We start from the raw sequence: 20,250 nt of genomic DNA on the forward strand, positions 1-20,250 counted from the left end.
GTTCGGGCCGAACCCGGCCCCCGCGCCCCGGCTCGAACCCGGCCCGAACCCAGCGCGAAAGCCCGGATGCGCGCCTCACCCCTCAGGCGTCGGCGAACGTCAGGAACCCGGTGACGATGAGCTCGCGCACCCGCGCGAGGATGTCGGCGCGGAGCTCGTCGGCATCCACCTCGAGCAACTGTGCGATCGCGCCGACGAGAGCGCCCACCGGCAGGTCGCCGTCGCAGGCCCCGACGAGCGCGGCGAGCGCGGAGTCCACCTCGATTGTGCGGGCGAAGCCGCCGCCCTGGCGCAGCTCGATCACCGAGGGCGACTCCTCGCCGGGGCGGTGGTGCCGTGCCTCGGTCACGTCGGGCGCGACACGCAGAATGGCGGATGCCAGCCCCTCGTCGTCGAGCATCGCGGCGCGGTCGTGGTTCTCGAGGCACGCCGCGAGGTGCGGTCCGAACACCGATTCGCCGCCACCGGCCACGCGTTCGTACCGCGCGAGCGTCGGGGCACCGGCGAGAGGACGCCGTAGCAAGACGTAGCCGAAGCCGATGCCGGTGACCCCGCGCGCCGAGAAGTCATCGAGCCACGCGTCGATGAGACGCGCGTACGCGGGGGTTCCCGGGACGGTGCCCCCGTCGCGCACCCACAGCTCGGCGTACGCGAGGGGGTCGAGCACTTCGCGTTCGATGACCCACGCATCCCACGACGGTCCGACCCATTCGCGCACCCGGTCCAGCCCCGACTCGCCGTCGCGGTACTCCCAGTTACCCAGGGACTGCGCGACCCCGCCCGGCGCGAGGTGCGCGCCGACGCCCGCGATGACCGAGGCAACGAGCGCGTCGCCCTCGAGACCGCCGTCGCGGTATTCGTATGCCGGCACGCCCGCGACGCGCGGGGTGATCACGAACGGGGGATTGGATGCCACCCGGTCGAACACCTCGCCGTCAACGGGCTCGAAGAGCGAACCGAGCCGCGTCTCGATCCCGTCAACGTCGTTGAGCAGCGCATTCAACCGGGTGAAGCGCAGCGCGCGCTCGGAGATGTCGGTCGCGATCACACGGGGAACCAGCCGTCGCAGACGGAGGGCCTGGATGCCACAACCCGTGCCGAGGTCGAGTGCGGTTCCGCCCCGCCAGGTCACCTGCAGCCGGGCGAGGGTCTGCGAAGCGCCGCCCACGCCGAGGACGTGGTCTTCGGGCAGCGGCCCGCCGAGCGCGGCCTCGTCGAGGTCGCTCGCGATCCACCACTCCACCTCGCCCTCGGCGTCGGCGAACGGCTGCGGGCGCACGAGCACCGTCGGGGCGACGCGGTCGTCGTCCACCCGGGCCAGTCCGAGCGCGACGGCACCCTGGACGCCGAGTGACGGCAAAGCAGCCTCCGCGTCCGGCCGGGGAACAGCGACCCCCAGGCCCCACAGCCGACCCAGAACCGCAAGAGCGTCGCGGCGACCGTCGAGAACTCTCTCCGCGGGCCCTCGGAGCCCGCGGGCCACGGCGTCGTCGGCCTGGACGCCCCAGGCGTCACGCAGCGCGGCACCCGTGAATCCGGCGGAGCGCAGATCGTCGGCGAGGGCTCGGCACAGGGTGGGGTCGGGTTCGGGGAGCACCGGTCCATTCAACCGTCTGCGCGAGGCTATCGGGGGGCTCGAAGGTGCGCGGGCCTAGACTCGTCGCGGTGCGAGGCCCCCTCGCCCGACCGACGCTCGTATGACCGTGACCTCTCTGCCCTCGGGCTCACCCGTGCCGCGGCGCCCCCTCACGCGCCGGTTGCTGGCGACCCTCGCGGCGGCCGCGCTCGCCATCGGGCTGGCCATCCCGGGCGCTGCCCACGCCGCCCCCTCGACGCCGTCGCCTTCCGCGAGCACGACGCCGCCCACGCTGTCCGCGGCACCGGCGGGCAATGGCATCCTTCGCCCCGGTGAGCCCCTCACCGTCCTGGCCACACTCGCCAACCCCGCCGCGGCGCCCGTCCCGCCCGTGTCGGCGACCCTGTCGATCGGCACCGCCCCCCTCGCCGATGACGCCGACCTCTCGCGCTGGCTCGAGGGAGACGCCTCCGGGATCGCGTTGCAGCAGATCGCGACGGGGACGGTGGATGCCACGGCCTCGGGCGCGCAGACGTCGCTGTCGTTCACGGTCCCCGGGACCGACGCCTCGCTCGCCGGCCGCGGTCCCGGCGTCTACCCCGTGCTCGCGCAGACGAACGGGGGGGTACCGCTCGCTGCGCGGACCGTCGTCGTGATCCCCGCGGACGGGGCCGCCACGGCACTCGCGTTGATCGTGCCCATCACGGCGGCTCCGCGAACGAGCGGTCTGCTCACGGCCGACGAACTGGCCGACCTCACCGCCGTGGACGGCGCGCTGTCGGCGCAGCTGGACGCCGTCGACGGCTCCCTCGCGACCCTCGCGATCGATCCCGCTATTCCCGCCGCGATCCGCGTCCTCGGCTCTGCGGCACCTCCGACGGCGGTCGCGTGGCTGCAACGGCTGCTCGCCCTCCCCAACGACCGCTTCGCGCTGCAGTTCGGCGACGCCGACCTCGCCGCTCAGATCCGCTCCGGAGTGACGACGCCGCTCACGCCCACCTCCCTGCGGGCCTACATGTCCGCGGCCGACTTCACTCAAGCGCAGGCCACGGCCACACTCCCCACCCCGGCACCGTCGCCGTCCCCCGGTGCGCCGTCCTTCCCCGACCTCGCCACGCTGCTCGACATCGGCCCCGCAGACGCAAACGTGTTCTGGCCCGCGACGGACTCGGTGGATGCCGGGACCGTGGCCGCTCTGGGCGCTCTGAGCAGCGACGGCGACCCCGCCCGCGTCCTCGTGGCCTCGAGCAACCTCACCTCCCCTCCCGCGAGCGCCGCGTCCACGGTGGCAGGGGTTGCGACGACGGTCTACGACGCCGAGGTGTCGGCCGCCCTCACTCGTGCCGCCGGCGAGAACGACAGCGCACGACGGGGAGCGGCCCTCGCCGCGGCGTCGGGTCATCTTGCCTTCGCCCGCACGGGAGAGGCCGACCGTCCGGTCCTCGCGGTGCTCGATCGCGGCACGGATCGCTCTCGCGTGAGCCTGCGCGCGGCCCTGGGGCTGGTGGCATCCACCCCCGGATTCACGCCGTCGACCCTTGCCGCCCTGGCGGACGCGCCCGCCGCGGAGGTGACGCTCGGTGAGGCCGCGACCGACGACGCGCGCGCCGCAGACGTCACGAATCTCCTCGCCGACGAGCAGGTGATCGACCGCTTCGCGACCGTGCTCGACGAGCCGGAGCTGCTCACCGGGCGTGAGCGCGCCGAGGTGCTGCAGGTGCTGAGCGTGTCGTGGACGGGGGATGCCGCCCGCACGGCCATCGCAGACCATCGCGCGGACACCCAGACGACGTTGGACTCCGTCGGCATCCTGTCCTCCGACTTCCGGCTCGTGAGTTCGAGCGCTCCGCTGAGGCCATGGGTGCGCAACGATCTTCCCTGGCCGATCTCGGTCGTGCTGCGTGCTCAGCCCGACGATGCGCGACTGCGCGTGCAGGCGAACACCGAGATCGATGCCCAGGCCTCGGCGAACACGCGCGCCGAGGTGCCCGTCGAGGCGCGTATCGCCAACGGCGAGGTCGGCGTCGCCATGCAGCTCTACAGCCCCACGGGCGAGCCGATCGGCGCGCGCCAGAGCGTGCAGGTCGAGGTGCGCGCCGAGTGGGAGAGCATCGGGCTCTTCGTCATCATCGGGCTCGTGGTGGTGTTCCTCAGCGTCGGCGTAGTGCGCACGATCGCGCATCGTCGGCGCGCGCACGCGGAGGAATCGGCCCCCGAGACGGATCAGGAGATCAGGACGTGAGCAGTATCGGGCGGGCCAGCGTGCTCATCGGGGCGGGGACCATCGTCTCGCGCGTGAGCGGTCTGGTGCGCACGATCGTGCTGGTCGCGGCGATCGGCTCGATCAGCGGTGCGGGCGACGCGTTCGCTGTCGCGAACCAGCTGCCGAACAACATCTACGCGATCATCTCGACCGGTCTGCTCACCGCGGTCGTCGTGCCGCAGATCGTCAAAGCCGCGGCACACGCCGACGGCGGCCAGGCCTTCATTTCGAAGCTCTTCACCCTCGGAACGGTCGGCTTGCTGGGGGCGACCGCACTGGCGATGATCGCCGCGCCGCTGCTCGTGCAGGTGTACGCCAGCCGGTTCACCCCCGACCAGCTCGCCCTGTCGACGGCGTTCGCGTACTGGTGCCTCCCGCAGGTGTTCTTCTACGGCCTCTACGCGCTGCTCGGCGAGATCCTCAACGCGCGGCGCGTCTTTGGGCCCTACACGTGGGCACCGATCGTGAACAACATCGTCTCGATCGCGGGCTTCGGCCTGTTCATCCTGCTGTTCGGGGGCCCGCAGACCCTGGTGGATGCCTGGACCCCGGGGATGATCGCCGTGCTCGCCGGAACCGCGACCGGCGGAATCATCGTGCAAACGCTGGTGCTGCTGTTCTTCTGGCGCCGGGCGGGCCTCGCCCTGCGTCCGGACTTCCAGTGGAGGGGCGTGGGCCTGCGGCACATCGGTCGGCTCGCCGGGTGGACGTTTCTCATGGTGGTCGCGGGTCAGCTCGCGGGCGTGGTGCAGTCGAACGTGCTCTCCGGAGCGTCGGGGGAGGACCCCGCGATCTTCGCGTCGCAGAACGCGTGGCTGCTGTTCATGCTGCCGTACTCGATCATCGTGCTCTCGATCGGGACGCCCTACTTCACGCAACTCAGCGAGCACGCCGCTGCCGGCCGAGACGACGACGTCCGCGCCGACATCTCGCGCAGCATCCGCACCCTGGGGTTCTTCATCGTCGCGGCCACCGCGGCCCTCGCCGTCGCCGCCGTGCCCGCGAGCCGCATCTTCACCAACGGTCCCGAGCAGGCCGCGGCCGCCGCTCCGGTGCTCCTGTGCTTCCTGGTGTGCCTCGTGCCCCTCGCGGTGCTGTTCGTCGTGCAGCGCACGTTCTACGCCTACAACGACACCCGCACGCCGTTCTTCTTCACGCTGCTGCAGTGCGTGCTCGTCGCCGGTGGCGCGCTCGGCGCGGGGGTCGTCCTCGAACGCGGAGAGCTGGCCGCGGGGGTCGCGCTCACGCAGTCGATCGCCAGCATCGTGCAGGTCGTGGTGGCCACCGCGCTGCTGCACCGTCGACTGTCCGGCATCGGAACGGCCTCGTGGATGCGCGCCCTCGTGATGTTCACGCTCGCCGCCCTCCCGGCCGCCGCCGCCGGATTCGGCGTCCTCCTCCTTCTCGGCGGTCCCGGTGGATGGACTTCGGACAGTGCCCTCGCGGGCGCCGTCGGAGCCGGGATCATCGGCTCTGTCGTGCTGGCGGTGTACGTCGGCATCCTCGCCCTGTTCCGAACGCCCGAGCTCGCGCCCGCGCTGGCCCTGGCTCGACGCCTCGTCCCCAAGCGCTAGACCCCGCTCAACGGAATACCCCGGGGCTAGCATGGGTTTCATCCGACGGAATCAACGAAGGGAACGCGCCACCGTGCGTCACGTCATCATCATCGGATCGGGCCCGGCCGGGTACACGGCCGCCATCTACGCCGCCCGAGCGAACCTCGAACCCCTCGTCGTCGCGAGTTCCGTCGAAGCCGGCGGCGAGCTCATGAACACCACCGAGGTCGAGAACTTCCCCGGCTTCCCCGAAGGCATCCAGGGTCCCGACCTCATGGCCAAGATGCAGGCCCAGGCCGAGCGTTTCGGCGCCGAAGTGCTGTACGACGACGTCGTGTCGCTCGAGCTCGACGGGCCCGTCAAGAAGGTCACGCTGGGAAGCGGGAAGGTCCACGAGGCTGCGTCGATCATCTACGCGACGGGGTCGGCCTACCGCAAGCTCGGCCTCGAGGGCGAAGAGCGTCTTTCGGGCCGTGGCGTCTCCTGGTGCGCCACGTGCGACGGCTTCTTCTTCCGTGAGCGCACGATCGCTGTCGTGGGCGGCGGCGACTCGGCCATGGAAGAGGCGAACTTCCTCACCAAGTTCGCCTCCAAGGTCTACGTCATCCACCGCAAGGACTCGCTGCGCGCCTCGAAGATCATGCAGGAGCGCGCCTTCGCCAACCCGAAGATCGAGTTCATCTGGAACAGCGAGGTCGCCGACATCCTGGGCGACGAGGCCGTGAACGGCCTGCGCCTGCGCTCGACCGTCGACGGCTCCGAGCGCGACCTCGAGATCGAGGGCCTGTTCGTCGCGATCGGCAACGACCCGCGCACGCATCTCGTGCACGACAAGCTCGAACTCACCTCCCAGGGCACGATCTGGGTCGACGGTCGCTCCTCGCGCACGTCGGTCGAGGGTGTCTTCGCCGCGGGCGACGTGATCGACCCCACCTACCGCCAGGCCATCACGGCAGCCGGCAGCGGCACCGTGGCTGCGCTCGACGTGGAACACTTCCTCGCCGGACGCGGAGAAGCGGGCGAGCCCGCCGTCGCCGACAGCCCCATCGAGGGACTGCCCGACGCTGCTGTCGTCTAAGGAATAGACCTGCGCCCATCGGGGTTTCACCCGGTGACGCTTTCACCTAAGGAGAAATGCACATGACCGCCAAGGCGACGACCAGCGCGACCTTCGAGCAGGACGTCCTGCAGGCCGAAGGACCCGTCCTCGTGGACTTCTGGGCCGAGTGGTGCGGACCGTGTCGTATGGTCGCCCCCGTCCTCGACGAGATCCAGTCCGAGAACGCGGACAAGATCACCGTCCTCAAGCTCAACGTGGACGAGAACCCCGACCTCGCGATGAAGTACCAGATCACCTCGATCCCCGCGATGAAGGTCTTCCAGGGTGGTGAGGTCAAGACGACCATCATCGGCGCCAAGCCCAAGTACGCCCTCGAGGCCGACCTCAAGCCGTTCCTCGGCTGACGATCGCTTCGCTGAAAGCCCCCGGCATCCTCACGATGTCGGGGGCTTTCGCTGTGTGTGGATGCCATCGCCCTACGCGAAACGGCAGTTGCTGAATCGCTCGGGAGGGGATGCGAGCGGCAGGGGCTCGAGCCGCCCCGATCGTCCGCGCTCCGCGCGTCAACGAGACGTGGTTGTCATGCATCTTGCTGCCCTGACGGCGCCGACGTGTGTTGCTGCACCCCGCCGGCCACAGGCCTGTGTGAGGGCCCTAGGAGGCGTCCAGGCGCACGGAAGCGTCCCACCGACGGTGAGGCTCGTCGTCACCGAGAATGCGCCACACGGCGCGCGTGAGAGCCGGGTAGTCGAGAGCGATCTGGCGTAGGACGCGGTAGTTGCGTGAACGGTTGGGACGGACACCACCGTTCTCGGCGATGTTCTCCGCCCGAAGCGTGAGGACCACCAGTTCGTCGACGCTCGGCAGGTCGTCCATGAACTCCCACGGGTCTTCTCCGCCACGAAGGCGCTCATGAATGAGGACGGCGAGTTCATCGGAGGCTTCCGCTCGCAACAGCTCGAGACTGGCGCGGCGGCGAGGGCTCTGGTCGTTCGCGGTCACCAATCAAGCCTACGTCGGCCTTCCGACACCGGCACGGCCGGGGAGACCCGGCCGTGTCTGCCGACCGGAGAAAGTCCGGCCGTCAGCCGGTGTAGCCCTCTTCCCCGAGCACCGCGAGGATCCGATTGAGATCCTGGATAGTTGCGAAATCTATGCTGATCTGGCCTTTTCTCGCGGTCAAAGAGACTCGCACCTTGGTATCGAACCGATCGCCGAGGCGGTCGGCGATGTCGTCCAGACCCGAACGCCGCGACCCGGCCTTCGGCTTCTGACGAACCGGCGCCACGCCGGGCATCTTCGCCGCGGCCTCGGCAGCGCGCACCGACAGGTCTTCGTTGACGATCTTGTCCGCGAGCTTCTGCATCTCACGCGGGTCGTCGAGAGAAAGGATGGCACGGGCGTGGCCGGCGCTGAGCACCCCCGCCGCCACACGTTGCTGCACGGGAACCGGGAGTTTCAGCAGACGGATGGTGTTGCTGATCTGCGGACGGGAACGTCCGATCCGCGTCGCGAGCTCCTCCTGCGTGATTCCGAAATCCTCGAGAAGCTGCTGGTAGGCCGAAGCCTCTTCGAGAGGGTTGAGCTGCGACCGATGCAGATTCTCGAGAAGAGCGTCGCGAAGGAGGTACTCGTCCTCCGTCTCGCGAACCACCGCGGGGATCGACGTCAGGCCCGCCTCGCGCGATGCGCGCGTGCGTCGCTCGCCCATGATGAGCTCATAGGTGCCATCGCCCTTGTCTCGCACGACCACGGGCTGGAGCACACCGAATTCGCGCACCGAGTGCACCAGTTCGGCGAGATCTTCCGGATCGAAGTGCGTGCGCGGCTGACGTGGGTTCGGCACGATCGACGCCGGGTCGATATGCACGAGACGTGCGCCCGGAACCGAAACGAGCTCCGTCGCCTCGACGTCTTCCGTCTCCGTTGCAGAAGCGCGGGCTTTCGAGCGCGATGTCTTGGTCGACCCCTCGGATGCCGCGGCGCCCGGGAAGAAGACATCGACGGGGCGTGCCTCGGTCGATTCCGCGGTGGGGATAAGGGCACCGATGCCGCGGCCCAGTCCGGTTCTCTTGGCCATCAGTCTTCCTTCATGGTGGTGTCTCGGCCCACGATCTCGACCGCTGCCTCGCGATAGGCGATCGCTCCCGCTGAGTGGCCATCGTAGGCGATGACCGTCTGTCCAAAGCTCGGCGCCTCCGACACGCGCACAGAACGCGGGATCACCGTGCGCAGCACCTCGTCGGAGAAGTGCTCTCGCACCTCATCGGCGACCTGCTGAGCAAGGCGCGTGCGCCCGTCGTACATCGTGAGCAGAATCGTCGAGACATGCAGCGCCGGATTCAGGTGCTTCTGGATCATCTGTACGCTGCCGAGCAGTTGACTCAGGCCTTCGAGCGCGTAGTACTCGCACTGGATAGGGATGAGCACCTCATCGGCGGCCGTAAACGCGTTGATGGTGAGCAACCCCAGCGACGGCGGGCAGTCGATGATGACGAAATCCAGATGGTTTCCCTCGTCCGCGAGGTAGTCCCGTAGCGCACCCCGGAGACGGTGCTCGCGGGCCACCTGTGACACGAGCTCGATCTCCGCTCCCGCGAGATGGATGGTGCTCGGAGCGCACAGGAGGTTGGGGGACTCGGGGCTCGTCTGGATGATGTCCGAGAGGGGGAACTCGTCAATCAGGACGTCATAGATGCTGGCGGTGTCCGCGTTGTGAGGAACGCCGAGCGCCGTCGAAGCGTTGCCCTGCGGATCCAAGTCGATGACCAGGACCTTCGCCCCCAGCGAGGCGAGAGCGGCAGAGATGTTGACGGCCGTCGTGGTCTTCCCGACGCCACCCTTCTGGTTCGACACCGTGAACACGCGGGTACGCCCCGACAAGGTCACCTCCACAGCCTCCAGTGCTCGGCGCCGGGCCGAAAGATCGGCGAGCTCTCGTGCAATGGGGGAGTCCTCGAAGGAGGGGGAGCCGGACGACGCACCGGACTGTTTCACGTGAAACGCGCTCCTTCATCTCCGGGGACAACGTTCCCAGTCTACGTGTCACCCCTTCCTTCGTGGGGATCGTGGGAGGCGTTCTTCCCCCGCGGGATGGTCGCCGCCGGTGGGGCTCACGAAAACGTCCCCGTGCACTGCACCGATCACGGCTCGTCGTCCGACTCGACACGCTTCTCTGCACCCGGGAAATACGGATAGTGCACCCCGCTCCGGGCGTGCGGTAGCGCGTCACGCACGACCGCCGCCCCTCGCGACCGCCTCAACACAGCATTCTTCTGACACCTCAAGGCCCCTGTGGCGCGATGGCACGACCCCGTCGCCCCACACCGGCGAATGTTTCACGTGAAACACCGCGCGCATACGGCCTCCGTCCGCTGGACCAGAACGACGCCTGTAGCCCAGTTCCGACGTGCGGCACGGACGCTCTCACGCCGCCGCGGGCAGGACCGCCACGAGACCCATACTGAGCGGGAATGGCGACGGTTCCGACCACGCGGGGGTAGGCGTGTCCCGGGCGGTCGAGGGCGAGGGGCGGGGTGTTCCCCGAGGCGCACACCACCTGGCTCTCGTAGCGACGCACGCCCGGACTTCTGTATCGGCAGCTCTGTTTCACGTGAAACCTCGCTGGAGGGGCGTGCGCCAGCTGTCCACTGCGCCTGCTCCGCAACGCTCGCCTTTCGCGGGGTATCCAGGAGCGGAACCCGAACTGACAGGGGTGGCGCCGCTGGTTCCCCGACGCGCCTGCTCCTGACACACGCGACGGTCTCCGCCGCACCTCGGCGATGCATCTCGCGTATCCGACCGAGCGCCGTCGGGGATGCATCTCTCGCCGCGCCGCTTGCCTCCGGGCAGGGCCCCGGCTCCCACGCTCTGGCCAGAAGTGGGCGCGCCGAGCGCGCGATGTTTCACCTGAAACACATCGTCACGGTGTCCGAGCAAAACATTCCCGCACCTTCGGCCCGCATTCCTCATCTCGGGAACTGCGCCAAGCTTCACGCCGAGGGGAGTCGAATCCAACCACGGGATGCCACAGGCCGACCGACACCGAGCTCGGCCGAGCGCACCTTTAGAGAGGCGGGGACGGACAGCTGTGTTGCACTGCCTGATGCGATGGGGGAGCGGGGCATTCCGTCGCGGCATGACGGCGCCACTTTACGCGGGGAATGCACCTCTCACGCCTGACAAGAGGGGGGCGCACAACACCGCCTCACGGACCGGCGGTCGCGACCCGGCACTCCGCGATGCTGATCACAGCCGCGGCCCGCACCGTGGCGGTGAGCAGCGCCACCCGCGAATCGGCCCCCCAGACCGTGAAGTCGCCGGTTCCATGATTCTGCCGCGCTATCGGTGCGCCCGCGGTCCATCCGACTCGCCCGCGGCGGACCCCGTTCGGCCTGACTCACGGGCACGCCCGCGAAGGCGACGACGATGCGCGGGTCCCTCCGACACCGCGTAAAGCATCACATCACGCCGCGACTAGACCTTTGCCTCAGCGAGCTCAGATCGCGGCGGCTGACAGTGCACCTCTGCGGGGAGTTGCACTGCGACGAAAGGATCTCACGTCGAGACCCCCGCGGGATCCTCGCTCGGCTCGGCCGGTGCCCGCCCGCCGTTCGCGCGCTGCGTCGTCGCGGGGTGCGGGCAATGTGTTTCTCACCGGGTGGGCGCGGGTCGTGGCCGCACAGTGCTCTTCTGGCGCAGCCCCGCCGCATGTTTCCCGTGAAACGGGTGATCGGCGTGGGCTGTGGCCCGGTCCGCCCCGCTTCCGGATGTTCGACGTAAAGCCGGCGATCGGCGGGGTGCTGGCCCGGTCCGCCCTACTTCCGGATGTTGGCCGTGGAACAGGCGCCTGGCGCGAATGCCCTAGCGGTTCGCCCCTCTTCCGGATGTTCCACGTGAAACGGACGAGTCGCGTGGATGGCGGTCCGGTCCGCTCTCTTCCGGATGTTCCACGTGAAACACACAAGTCGCGTGGATGGCGGTCCGGTCCACTCACTTCCGGGGTTTCACGTGAAACGTGCGACTCTCGTGGGTGCTGGGCGCCCCGCTTCCGGATAGTTCGTGTGACGCGGGCGCCCCCCCCCCCGCGGCGCGACGTGCTCCCGCGCGTACAGCGATTACGGCGGCACATCCACCCGGCGGAGCTACCCGCCTCGTACCCTCGTCCCATAGGCGCCCTCACCATCAACCGAGGACGACGTCCCTGCGGCGCTCCCGATCGAGGACTCCTCGTTTGTCGAGGCAACAGTTCCGCGGGGGAGCGGGGTTCGCCGATCGTATGCGGGGATCGGAAGTTCGGTAGAGCCGTCTCCGGGAAGACCGCCGACCGAGGGTGTTCTCGTGTGCGCGTCGAGTTGCGGACGAACGGAAGTGACCGTCCACCGTGCCCGCGGGGGGACACCGCATGTCCTACGTGCACCGATCCAGGCCATCTCCCCCTTCGTGCCTAGCGAGCCGTGGGTCGGGTACTCCACACCGCGTGACATGGGCGGCGCATGGGCTATGCAGTCCACTGAATGCCCCCACCGGCAGGCTGTGCACTCCCTCAGCGACTGCCCAGTGGTCCCGATGCGACACAACCCCGCCCGTCACCGGGACCCTCACTCCACGCCACACGTGTCATCCCCATTGCGTCGAGCCGACACCGCCGCACGCGCCTGCGCCGTGGTCGCGAAAGCCGCCACCCGGCGCCAATCGATGGGACGCGTGACGCGGAGCACCCACGGATACCACGCTGGAGCATCGACGATCACAGTCCAGCGTCGCTCAGGCCTCGTGCACTATCTCCCTCCGGTGGCGAGAAGGCATGATCCGAACGCAATCCGTCGACGTCGAGGACACGTGGAGAGGGGGTTATTCGTGCTCACCGCGGCTCTCCTCCTTCCCGGAAGGTCGACCATCTCTCGACATTCTCGACGACGCCGCCTCAGTCGTCGCACTGGCGTCCCGCGGGGGAGCGATGGAGCTCCGCCATCCATCCTCCCGACAGGGTGCACGTTTCACGTGAAACCCGACAAAGCGACGATCGCGTCCTCTTCCAGGGCAGAGCATCGCTCGCGCGCTGCTGTTCGCGATGAGCCCGCGGTGCCCGTCACCCTACGAATGACCGCGACCCCCGGAACATCACCGCAGGAGGCGGTCGACGAACTCGTCGACAGCCAGGTCGACGGTCAGTCCGGTATCGAGGGGCACGGTGAGGTGATCGAGCATCAGTCCGTCGATGGCGTAGTGAAGGAGTGCGATCTCGGTCCGTCCGCCCGGAAGGCCAGAACGTTCGGTGAATGCGACGTCCTCGTGGAAGGCCCGCCGTCTCCACGCCCCGAAAGCCTCGGCAACAGCAGGACGCCGCGCAGCCTCCAGACGCAGCTCGAAGAGCGCGCGCGATACGTGAGGATCCGCACGAAGTCGCCGAACGACGTCGTGCACATACTCGGCGAAGAGCTCACGGTCGGCGACCCGAGTGGCGCGGGATGACACCGCCTCGGGGTCAGGAGTGAGTCGCTCGCCGATCCGGTTCACAAGGGCGGAGATGAGGTCGTCACGAGTCGGGAAGTAGTTCGAGGCCGTGCCACGCGGTGCCCCTGCGGCAGCGTCGACAGCCCGGTGGGTAAGGCCGCGCGCGCCTTCCTCCGCCAGGACAGTAATGCCGGCGTCGGCAAGAGCGACGCGGCGCTGGTCATTGCGAGCCATGACCCCATGCTAGCCAAACCACGACTGCTGTAGTACTTCAACCACGACAGGTGTCGTGATGGGGGGATCGGTATGAGAAAGCTCGTGTACTACGTCGCTGTCAGCATCGACGGATACATCGCCGACCCGAGCGGTGGGTTCGATGCGTTCCTCGTCGACGGCGATCATGCACAAGTGGTCTTCGGTGAGTACGCGGATGCGCTGCCCACGCACGCCCACAGGGCGCTGGGAATCGCACCGCCCGGAACGCGATTCGACACGGTGCTGATGGGGTGGAACACGCTCACCCCGGCGCTGAATGCGGGGATTTCCAGCCCGTACGCCCGTCTGCGTCAGGTGGTCGCCAGTCGCAGCCCGCGTGACGTCGATTCGAACATCACCCTCACCGACAACCCGGTTGCCATGGTCCGGAGCCTGAAGCGAGAGAACGGTCTCGACATCTGGCTCTGCGGTGGCGGCTCGCTCGCGGGCACACTCCTGCCCGAGATCGACCACCTGGTCCTCAAGCGGAATCCGGTCGTCTTCGGCTCCGGCATCCCGCTGTTCGGCCGCGCACCGTACGAACCGCGTTCGTTCACCGCGACCCGGACTCGCTCCTTCGAATCGGGCGTGGTGATCGAGGAGTACGCCTCCCGCAGCACAGCGTGAACACTGTACTCGCCATCGAGCGATGACTCAGAGGAGATCGAGGGATCCCCCGACGCGGCTAGCGTGTCACCGTCGCCGTCAGAACACGCGTGGGTTCCGCGACGACCCCCTCGCCGACGACGTGGATCTCCACGTCCGCGACACCGAACCGCCGGATCTGCTTCTCGGCGGCATCCACCTCCGCGGCAACGTTCGCACCCTTGAGGTAGGCAAGCCGGCCCCCGACCCGGGCGAGTGGCGCAGTCCACGGAATGAGGGTGCGCAACGCACTCACGGCCCTCGCCGTGACGACGTCGAAGACACGTCCCTCCGCCCACTCTTCCGCGCGCAAGCGCTCCACGATGACGTTGTCGAGGCCGAGAGCTTCCACCTGCTCGGTGAGCCATACCGTGCGCCGCTCCATCGGCTCGATGAGCGTGAATTCCACATCGGGGCGCGCGATGGCCAGGACAAGGCCCGGCAGGCCCGCCCCGGAACCGACATCGGCCACCCGACCGGTGAAGAAGGGGGCAGCCACCGCGCTGTTGAGGATATGCCGTGACCACAGGCGAGGAACCTCGAGTGGTCCGATCAGCCCACGCTCCTCGCCATGCGCCGCAAGCGCCGCCGTGAAACGACGAGCCAGATCGATACGGTCGCCGAACACCGGCGCGGCGGCATCCGGTTCCGTCTCGAGTTCGTCGATCACGAAGATCAGCCGCGCCGCAGCACGGTGTGCCGGTCGGCGCCCTCGCCGAACGACTCGGAGGCGTACCCACGATCTGCCGCGATGTCGTGCACGAGCTTGCGTTCGTAGCTCGACATCGCGGGAAGCGACGCCTGCGAAGCGCCCTCATCGAGCCGCTGGATCGCACGATCGACGAGGTTCTCGAGCTGTCGCTGGCGCGCATCGCGGGATCCGCCGATGTCGAGGATCAAGCGGGAGAACCGACCCGTCGAATTCTGCACCGCCAGTCGGGTCAGTTCTTGCAACGCCTGAACGGTGTCGGGGTGCGACAGCGTCGACAGCGCGGAGGAGTCGTCCGCCTCCACTGACACGTACGCGCGACCGGCACGGACATCGAGGGCGAGATCGCCGTCGATGTCAGCGATGTCGAGAAGCCCTTCGAGGAAGTCGGCCGCGATATCGCCTTCCTGCTCGAGCTGCTCGTCAGTGGCGGGGTTCTGATCGGTCGCGATCTGCTCGGACGTCGTCATCATGGTCTCCGGGTCGTCAGGAGGGGGTCTCGGTGCCGGGTTTCGCCGGCGTGCGCGGCGCCGGGCTCGAGCCCTTGCCGGACTGCTGCTGCTTCTTCGCCCGCTGCTTGCCCACGGGCTGCTGACGCTTGGGCTGTGCGGCGCGTGCGCGCTCGGCTTCCTCGAACAGACGCTGCTGCTCGGCCTGGTACTTCTCGAGCGGAACGACCTTGCCGTTGGCGTCGATCGCCTTGCCCTTGCGCGCGAGGCGCTCCTCGCGGGCCTTCGCGGCATCCGAGCCGGGAGTCGGCATCTCGCGGATGACGACGAACTGCTGCACCATCGTCCACAGGTTGCTGACGAACCAGTAGATGACGACACCGAGCGGGAAGAAGACACCCGAGAAGATGAACGCCAGCGGAAGAACATAGAGCATGATCTTCTGCATCTGATAGGCCTGACCGGTCTTGGCCTCCGGAGACAGGTTCTTCGAGATGATCTGCAGCTGCGTGAAGAACTGCGACGCGATCATGAGGACCACCAGGGTCAACAGAATCGCGACGGTGACCTGACCGTCGGGCTGTCCCCACGCGGTCACGAGGTTCACGTGCATGGATGCCACGTCGAACAGACGGGCGTCATAGAACTCACGGGTGAGCTCCGGGGTGAGCAGGCCCACGCCGCCCTGACCGCTGTTGGCGTGCTTGGACACGTCGTTCAGCACGCTGAAGAGCGCGAAGAAGATCGGCATCTGCACGAGAAGCGGCAGGCAGCTCGAAACCGGGGTGGTTCCGTGCTTCTTGTAGAGCGCCATCGTCTCGCGGCTCATGGCCTCGCGAGAGAGCTGGTCCTTCTTGCCGCGGTACTTCTCCTGCACCTTCCGCAGCTCAGGAGCGATCTCCATCATCTTGCGCTGGCTCTTGATCTGCCGCACGAAGAGGGGGATGAGGGCGGCGCGCACGACCAGCACGAGGCCGATGATGGACAGCACCCACGTGAGACCAGCGGCCGGCGCCATGCCCACGGCGGTGAAGAGCGCGTGCCAGCCGACCAGCACGAGCTCCACGGCCCATTTCAAGGGCCAGAGGACGATTCCAATGAGATCCGGCACGGATCAGTCCTTTCGGGAGGGCACGACGAAGCCGTGCGGAGTGAGTTCGTGGCGGAACGCGCGGTGCGGACGGACATCGTCGATGCCTCCCTGGGCCCAGGGGTGGCAGCGGGCGAGGCGGACCGCGGTCATCGCGGCTCCTTTGACGAGTCCGTGCTGCTGCAGGGCACCCACCGAATAGGCGGAGCAGGACGGGTAGTACTTGCAGACGTCGCCGTAGACGTGCGAAATCGTGGCCCGGTACGCGTGCAGAAGCGCAAGACCGGCGTTCCGGGGGAGGAGGGGGAGGGATGCCATGACGGTGTCCCACTCGAGGTGGCCAGCGCCCGTGGACGACGTGGGGAGGGTCGAGGCGCTCACGCGGCAGCCCTGCGTTCCAGGCAGCGAACGACATCCGCCCGGAGATCGGCGTAGTCGACGGTGGCGGCGGACGGAAGGGCGCGGATGACGACCGAGGCGCCCCCGCGAACGATCGGGAGCGCCTCGGCGCACACCGCCTTGAGGCGGCGGCGAACGGTGTTGCGTGTGACGGCCGAGCCGACCTGGCGGCTCACGATGAAACCGAAGCGCGCGGGACCCTCGTCCGGCACGCCGCCCACGTAGGTCACGGTGTGCGCACCGGCACACCGAGAACCCCGACGGACGGTGGCTTTGTAATCCGATCCGCGGGTGAGTCGGTTCGGCTTCGCGAGCACTAGGTGGGTCAGGCCGAGAGCTCGGTGCGGCCCTTGGCGCGACGCGCCGACAGGATCGCGCGGCCGGCGCGGGTGCGCATGCGGGCGCGGAAACCGTGCTTCTTGGCGCGGCGGCGGTTGTTGGGCTGGAAGGTGCGCTTGCTCATGGGTCACTCCGGAGGTGATGTCGCCCGATGCTCTTCTGCCGGGGGACGTGGTCGGGACTGCCGTGTAGGCATAAGTCAACCGACTAAGGCTACGTCGCGCACGACGTTAACTCAAACCGAGAGCGCGACCGCTCATTATCCCCAAGCGTCGTCCACACCCGTGGCAAAGACACGCGAGCGCGTTCTACAGTTGATTTTGCTCCGTGCGGACCGCGAACTAGCGTGTCCCCGGAAGTTATCCACAGGTTCGGCGCGATGTACGTCGATAGCCGCGCGCCGAGATCCCGGAGGGGATATGTCACTGCACCAAGTACCGGATGTTCCCGTCTGGTCCGCCGTGCTCGACCATCTCCTCACCGATGACCGCGTCACTCCGCAGCTCCACGGATTCCTGAACCTCGCCGTTCCCCAGGGTGTCATGGGCGGCACGCTCTATCTCGACGTGCCCAACGATCTCACGGCAGCGCAGATGAACAAGCGCATGCGCGCACCTATCCTCGAAGCACTCACGCAGGTGCAGGGTGTCGACCCCGAGGTCAGCAACTTCCGCGTCGTGGTGAATCCCGACCTGATCGAATCGCACCGGTCCGCGCCGGCATCCGAGGAGCGTCCCGCACCCGCTGCTCCCGCGACGAACTCGCCGATGCCCGAGCAGGCGCCCGAGCCCATCGTCCCGGCATCCCGGAACGACACCCGACTGAACCCGAAGTACACGTTCGACAACTTCGTCATCGGCCAGTCCAACCGCTTCGCCCACGCCGCCGCGGTCGCGGTCGCCGAGGCACCCGCGAAGGCCTACAACCCGCTGTTCATCTACGGCGACTCGGGTCTGGGCAAGACGCACCTTCTGCACGCCATCGGTGACTACGCCGCGAGCATGTACGCCGGTATCCGCATCCGGTACGTCTCGAGCGAAGAGTTCACGAACGACTTCATCAACTCCATCGCGAACAACCGTGGTTCGGCGTTCCAGGCGCGGTATCGGGATGTCGACATCCTCCTCATCGACGACATCCAGTTCCTGCAGGGACGAGCCGAGACGCAAGAGGCGTTCTTCCACACCTTCAACACGCTCCACGACCACGACAAGCAGGTCGTGATCACCAGCGACCTGCCGCCCAAGCAGCTCACGGGCTTCGAGGACCGCATGCGCAGCCGGTTCGAGTGGGGCCTGATTACGGATGTGCAGGCTCCCGACCTCGAGACGCGTATCGCGATCCTCAGGAAGAAGGCGCAGAGCGAGCGTCTGCTGATCCCCGACGACGTATTGGAGTACATCGCGACGGTCGTGTCGTCGAACATCCGCGAACTCGAGGGCGCTCTCATCCGCGTCTCAGCGTTCGCGAGCCTCAACCGCTCGACGCTCGACATGTCCCTGGCTCAAACCGTTCTGCGCGACATCATCGACCAGGACGACGCGAACGTCGTGTCGCCGACCGACATCATCACGGCGACGGCGCAGTACTTCAAGCTGTCCGTCGACGATCTTTACGGTTCGAGCCGATCACAGGCCGTCGCCACGGCGCGGCAGATCGCGATGTACCTGTGCCGCGAGCGGACGAGCCTGTCACTGCCGAAGATCGGGCAGCTGTTCGGCAATCGCGACCACACCACGGTGATGTACGCCTACAAGAAGATCAGCGACCTGATGAAGGAGCGTCGATCCATCTACAACCAGGTCTCCGAGATCACCACGCAGCTGGGCCGCATGCGCTGAGCAGCCGCGTCAACAGAGGGGTTCGTCCGTATCCGCGGACGAACCCCTTCGTCGTTTTCGCGGCTCCACGGGGCGGACATCGCCCCTCACGGGGATGTTTTCACCCGGTTCTACACAGTGTGGAAAACCTGTGGATAACTTGAAATCTCTGCGGAGGAGTTGTGAACGACACGCCTCTCCCTGTGGAGGAAGACTCGAACCGACGACCGCTGTCGTCTGTTAACTGCCCAGGCTCTCCGCAACACGTCCACAGGTCACAGACGTGTAGTTCCCTTCTGTTAACACGCATCGCGAGAGTTATCCACATTCTCCACAGCGGTTAACAAGATGAAGATCCCATTGATGAGTTAACAGAGATCCGATGACCTCGAGGGGCCGAGGTGGGGCGACATGTGCCGACACGGTCGGGCACTAGCATGGGTAAGCCATACCGCCGTCAAGGGAGCGCCCGTGAAGTTTCACGTCAATCGCGATGTCTTCAGCGAAGCCGTTTCGTTCGTGGTCAAGCTCCTGCCACAGCGCAACCCGCAGCCGATCCTCGCCGGGGTCCTCATCGAAGCGGGCGAGCAGGGTCTGACCCTCGCCGCCTTCGACTACGAGGCGTCGGCGCGCACGACCATCGAGGCCACGGTCGACGAACCGGGCACGATCCTCGTCCACGGCCGTCTTCTCTCCGACATCGCCAGCCGGCTGCCGAACGCCCCCATCCAGATCACGGTCGATGACGATGGCGGCATCCTGCTCACATGCGGCTCCGCACGGTTCACGCTGGCGTCGATGCCGGTGCAGGAGTACCCCGCGATTCCCGAGGTCAGCGGAGAATCCGGTCTCGTCCCGGCCGACGACTTCGCCACCGCGATCGCTCAGGTGGCGTTCGCTGCGTCGCGCGACGACGTCACACCGGTGCTGACCGGTGTTCAGCTCGAGGTCACCGGCACCCAGCTGAGCCTCGTCGCCACCGACCGCTACCGCGTCGCGCTGCGTGAGATCCCGTGGGACGGCGGAGCCGCGGCATCCGACGAGCCCACATCCGCGCTGGTTCCGGCCCGCACGCTGCAGGAAGTCGGCAAGACCTTCGCCCACGGCGGCGACATCTCGATCGCGTTCTCGGGGTCGGGCGACCGCGAGATCATCGCGTTCTCGTCCGGCAACAAGACGGTGACGTCGCTGCTCATCAAGGGCAACTTCCCGCCGGTCCGCCGTCTGTTCCCCGCGCAGACCGAGCACCACAGCGTCGTCAACACGGCCGAGCTCGCCGAAGCGGTCCGCCGCGTCGCGCTCGTGCTCGACCGGTCCGCACCGCTGCGGTTCACTTTCGGTCCCGACGGGGTGTCGATGGATGCCTCCGGCACCGAGCAGGCACGCGCCACCGAGTCGGTCGACGCGACGCTCGCTGGCGACGAGGTGACCCTGGGTCTGAACCCGCAGTACCTGCTCGAGTCGCTCGGCGCGGTGCGGAGCGAGTTCACCCGCATCACGTTCACGTCGAGCGACAACGCCAACAAGCTCAGCCCCGTGCTCATCACCCCGCAGACCTCGGTCGACAAGGGTGGCGAGGGCTCGTTCAAGTACCTGCTGCAGCCGAACCTGCTGCTGCGCTGAGCGGGGTCCG

Annotated in this window: 18 protein-coding genes; 7 read left to right on the forward strand and 11 right to left on the reverse strand. The window is 67.8% G+C overall.

The features are described 5' to 3' along the window. Positions 1 to 82: 82 nt before the first annotated feature. Positions 83 to 1,597, reverse strand: a complete 1,515-nt coding sequence (locus MHY30_RS07830) for a methyltransferase (protein WP_239276314.1) — start codon at positions 1,595 to 1,597, stop codon at positions 83 to 85. Between the two features lie 100 nt (positions 1,598 to 1,697). Between MHY30_RS07830 and MHY30_RS07835 the strand changes: the two genes are divergently transcribed. The 4 genes from MHY30_RS07835 (at position 1,698) to trxA (ending at position 6,859) form a co-directional block, all read left to right on the forward strand. Then, the gene (locus MHY30_RS07835; protein ID WP_239276315.1) at positions 1,698 to 3,818 is read left to right on the forward strand and encodes a DUF6049 family protein; all 2,121 of its coding nucleotides are present in this window, start codon (positions 1,698 to 1,700) and stop codon (positions 3,816 to 3,818) included. Next, the gene (gene murJ, locus MHY30_RS07840) at positions 3,815 to 5,413 is read left to right on the forward strand and encodes a murein biosynthesis integral membrane protein MurJ (protein WP_239276316.1); all 1,599 of its coding nucleotides are present in this window, start codon (positions 3,815 to 3,817) and stop codon (positions 5,411 to 5,413) included. Before MHY30_RS07835 ends, murJ begins: the two co-directional genes overlap by 4 nt. Before the next feature lie 73 nt (positions 5,414 to 5,486). Next, positions 5,487 to 6,473, forward strand: coding sequence for a thioredoxin-disulfide reductase (gene trxB, locus MHY30_RS07845; protein ID WP_239276317.1), 987 nt, complete (start codon positions 5,487 to 5,489; stop codon positions 6,471 to 6,473). Positions 6,474 to 6,535: 62 nt separating this feature from the next. After that, positions 6,536 to 6,859, forward strand: a complete 324-nt coding sequence (trxA, locus tag MHY30_RS07850; RefSeq protein WP_239276318.1) for a thioredoxin — start codon at positions 6,536 to 6,538, stop codon at positions 6,857 to 6,859. 250 nt (positions 6,860 to 7,109) lie between these two features. On the opposite strand, the gene MHY30_RS07855 is transcribed toward trxA, so the two are convergent. From MHY30_RS07855 to MHY30_RS07870, 4 genes are all read right to left on the reverse strand, one after another. Continuing rightward, entirely contained in the window at positions 7,110 to 7,457 is a 348-nt protein-coding gene (locus tag MHY30_RS07855) for a tryptophan synthase subunit alpha (protein ID WP_239276319.1), read from the reverse strand. An 82-nt stretch (positions 7,458 to 7,539) separates the two neighbouring features. Beyond that, complete coding sequence (locus tag MHY30_RS07860; RefSeq protein ID WP_239276320.1) at positions 7,540 to 8,535, reverse strand: ParB/RepB/Spo0J family partition protein; 996 nt, start codon at positions 8,533 to 8,535, stop codon at positions 7,540 to 7,542. Then, positions 8,535 to 9,452, reverse strand: a complete 918-nt coding sequence (locus MHY30_RS07865) for an AAA family ATPase (RefSeq protein ID WP_308192652.1) — start codon at positions 9,450 to 9,452, stop codon at positions 8,535 to 8,537. Before MHY30_RS07865 ends, MHY30_RS07860 begins: the two co-directional genes overlap by 1 nt. 3,126 nt (positions 9,453 to 12,578) lie before the next feature. Continuing rightward, the gene (locus MHY30_RS07870; protein WP_239276321.1) at positions 12,579 to 13,145 is read right to left on the reverse strand and encodes a TetR/AcrR family transcriptional regulator; all 567 of its coding nucleotides are present in this window, start codon (positions 13,143 to 13,145) and stop codon (positions 12,579 to 12,581) included. A gap of 72 nt (positions 13,146 to 13,217) precedes the next feature. On the opposite strand from MHY30_RS07870, the gene MHY30_RS07875 reads away from it, so the two are divergent. Beyond that, a complete protein-coding gene (locus MHY30_RS07875; RefSeq protein ID WP_239276322.1) occupies positions 13,218 to 13,793 on the forward strand; it encodes a dihydrofolate reductase family protein in 576 nt (191 codons plus the stop codon). 58 nt (positions 13,794 to 13,851) lie between these two features. On the opposite strand, the gene rsmG is transcribed toward MHY30_RS07875, so the two are convergent. Genes rsmG through rpmH form a run of 6 tightly spaced genes read right to left on the reverse strand, consistent with a single transcriptional unit; the run spans position 13,852 to position 16,921 of the window. Further along, complete coding sequence (gene rsmG / locus MHY30_RS07880; protein WP_239276383.1) at positions 13,852 to 14,478, reverse strand: 16S rRNA (guanine(527)-N(7))-methyltransferase RsmG; 627 nt, start codon at positions 14,476 to 14,478, stop codon at positions 13,852 to 13,854. Between the two features lie 8 nt (positions 14,479 to 14,486). Beyond that, positions 14,487 to 14,990: a protein jag gene (locus MHY30_RS07885; protein ID WP_374204593.1), complete on the reverse strand. Its 504-nt coding sequence runs from the start codon at positions 14,988 to 14,990 to the stop codon at positions 14,487 to 14,489. Positions 14,991 to 15,006: 16 nt separating this feature from the next. Beyond that, complete coding sequence (yidC, locus tag MHY30_RS07890) at positions 15,007 to 16,080, reverse strand: membrane protein insertase YidC (RefSeq protein WP_239276324.1); 1,074 nt, start codon at positions 16,078 to 16,080, stop codon at positions 15,007 to 15,009. 3 nt (positions 16,081 to 16,083) lie between these two features. Then, entirely contained in the window at positions 16,084 to 16,440 is a 357-nt protein-coding gene (gene yidD / locus MHY30_RS07895; protein ID WP_374204594.1) for a membrane protein insertion efficiency factor YidD, read from the reverse strand. Beyond that, a complete protein-coding gene (gene rnpA, locus MHY30_RS07900) occupies positions 16,437 to 16,775 on the reverse strand; it encodes a ribonuclease P protein component (RefSeq protein WP_239276325.1) in 339 nt (112 codons plus the stop codon). Before rnpA ends, yidD begins: the two co-directional genes overlap by 4 nt. An 8-nt stretch (positions 16,776 to 16,783) precedes the next feature. Next, positions 16,784 to 16,921, reverse strand: coding sequence for a 50S ribosomal protein L34 (gene rpmH, locus MHY30_RS07905; protein ID WP_022879826.1), 138 nt, complete (start codon positions 16,919 to 16,921; stop codon positions 16,784 to 16,786). A 295-nt stretch (positions 16,922 to 17,216) separates the two neighbouring features. On the opposite strand from rpmH, the gene dnaA reads away from it, so the two are divergent. Beyond that, positions 17,217 to 18,638, forward strand: a complete 1,422-nt coding sequence (gene dnaA / locus MHY30_RS07910; RefSeq protein WP_239276326.1) for a chromosomal replication initiator protein DnaA — start codon at positions 17,217 to 17,219, stop codon at positions 18,636 to 18,638. Between the two features lie 450 nt (positions 18,639 to 19,088). Next, complete coding sequence (gene dnaN / locus MHY30_RS07915; RefSeq protein WP_239276327.1) at positions 19,089 to 20,240, forward strand: DNA polymerase III subunit beta; 1,152 nt, start codon at positions 19,089 to 19,091, stop codon at positions 20,238 to 20,240. The last annotated feature ends 10 nt before the right edge of the window (positions 20,241 to 20,250 follow it).

The sequence above is a fragment of the Microbacterium sp. ACRRU genome (assembly GCF_022346945.1).
Taxonomy (GTDB): Bacteria; Actinomycetota; Actinomycetes; order Actinomycetales; family Microbacteriaceae; genus Microbacterium; species Microbacterium mcarthurae.

Coding starts and splice junctions, on each gene's coding strand:
- MHY30_RS07835 (WP_239276315.1), top strand. CDS start 1,698: ATGACCGTGACCTCTCTGCCCTCGGGCTCACCCGTGCCGCGGCGCCCC.
- trxA (WP_239276318.1), top strand. CDS start 6,536: ATGACCGCCAAGGCGACGACCAGCGCGACCTTCGAGCAGGACGTCCTG.
- MHY30_RS07860 (WP_239276320.1), bottom strand. CDS start 8,535: ATGGCCAAGAGAACCGGACTGGGCCGCGGCATCGGTGCCCTTATCCCC.
- MHY30_RS07870 (WP_239276321.1), bottom strand. CDS start 13,145: ATGGCTCGCAATGACCAGCGCCGCGTCGCTCTTGCCGACGCCGGCATT.
- MHY30_RS07875 (WP_239276322.1), top strand. CDS start 13,218: ATGAGAAAGCTCGTGTACTACGTCGCTGTCAGCATCGACGGATACATC.
- MHY30_RS07885 (WP_374204593.1), bottom strand. CDS start 14,990: ATGACGACGTCCGAGCAGATCGCGACCGATCAGAACCCCGCCACTGAC.
- rpmH (WP_022879826.1), bottom strand. CDS start 16,921: ATGAGCAAGCGCACCTTCCAGCCCAACAACCGCCGCCGCGCCAAGAAG.
- dnaA (WP_239276326.1), top strand. CDS start 17,217: ATGTCACTGCACCAAGTACCGGATGTTCCCGTCTGGTCCGCCGTGCTC.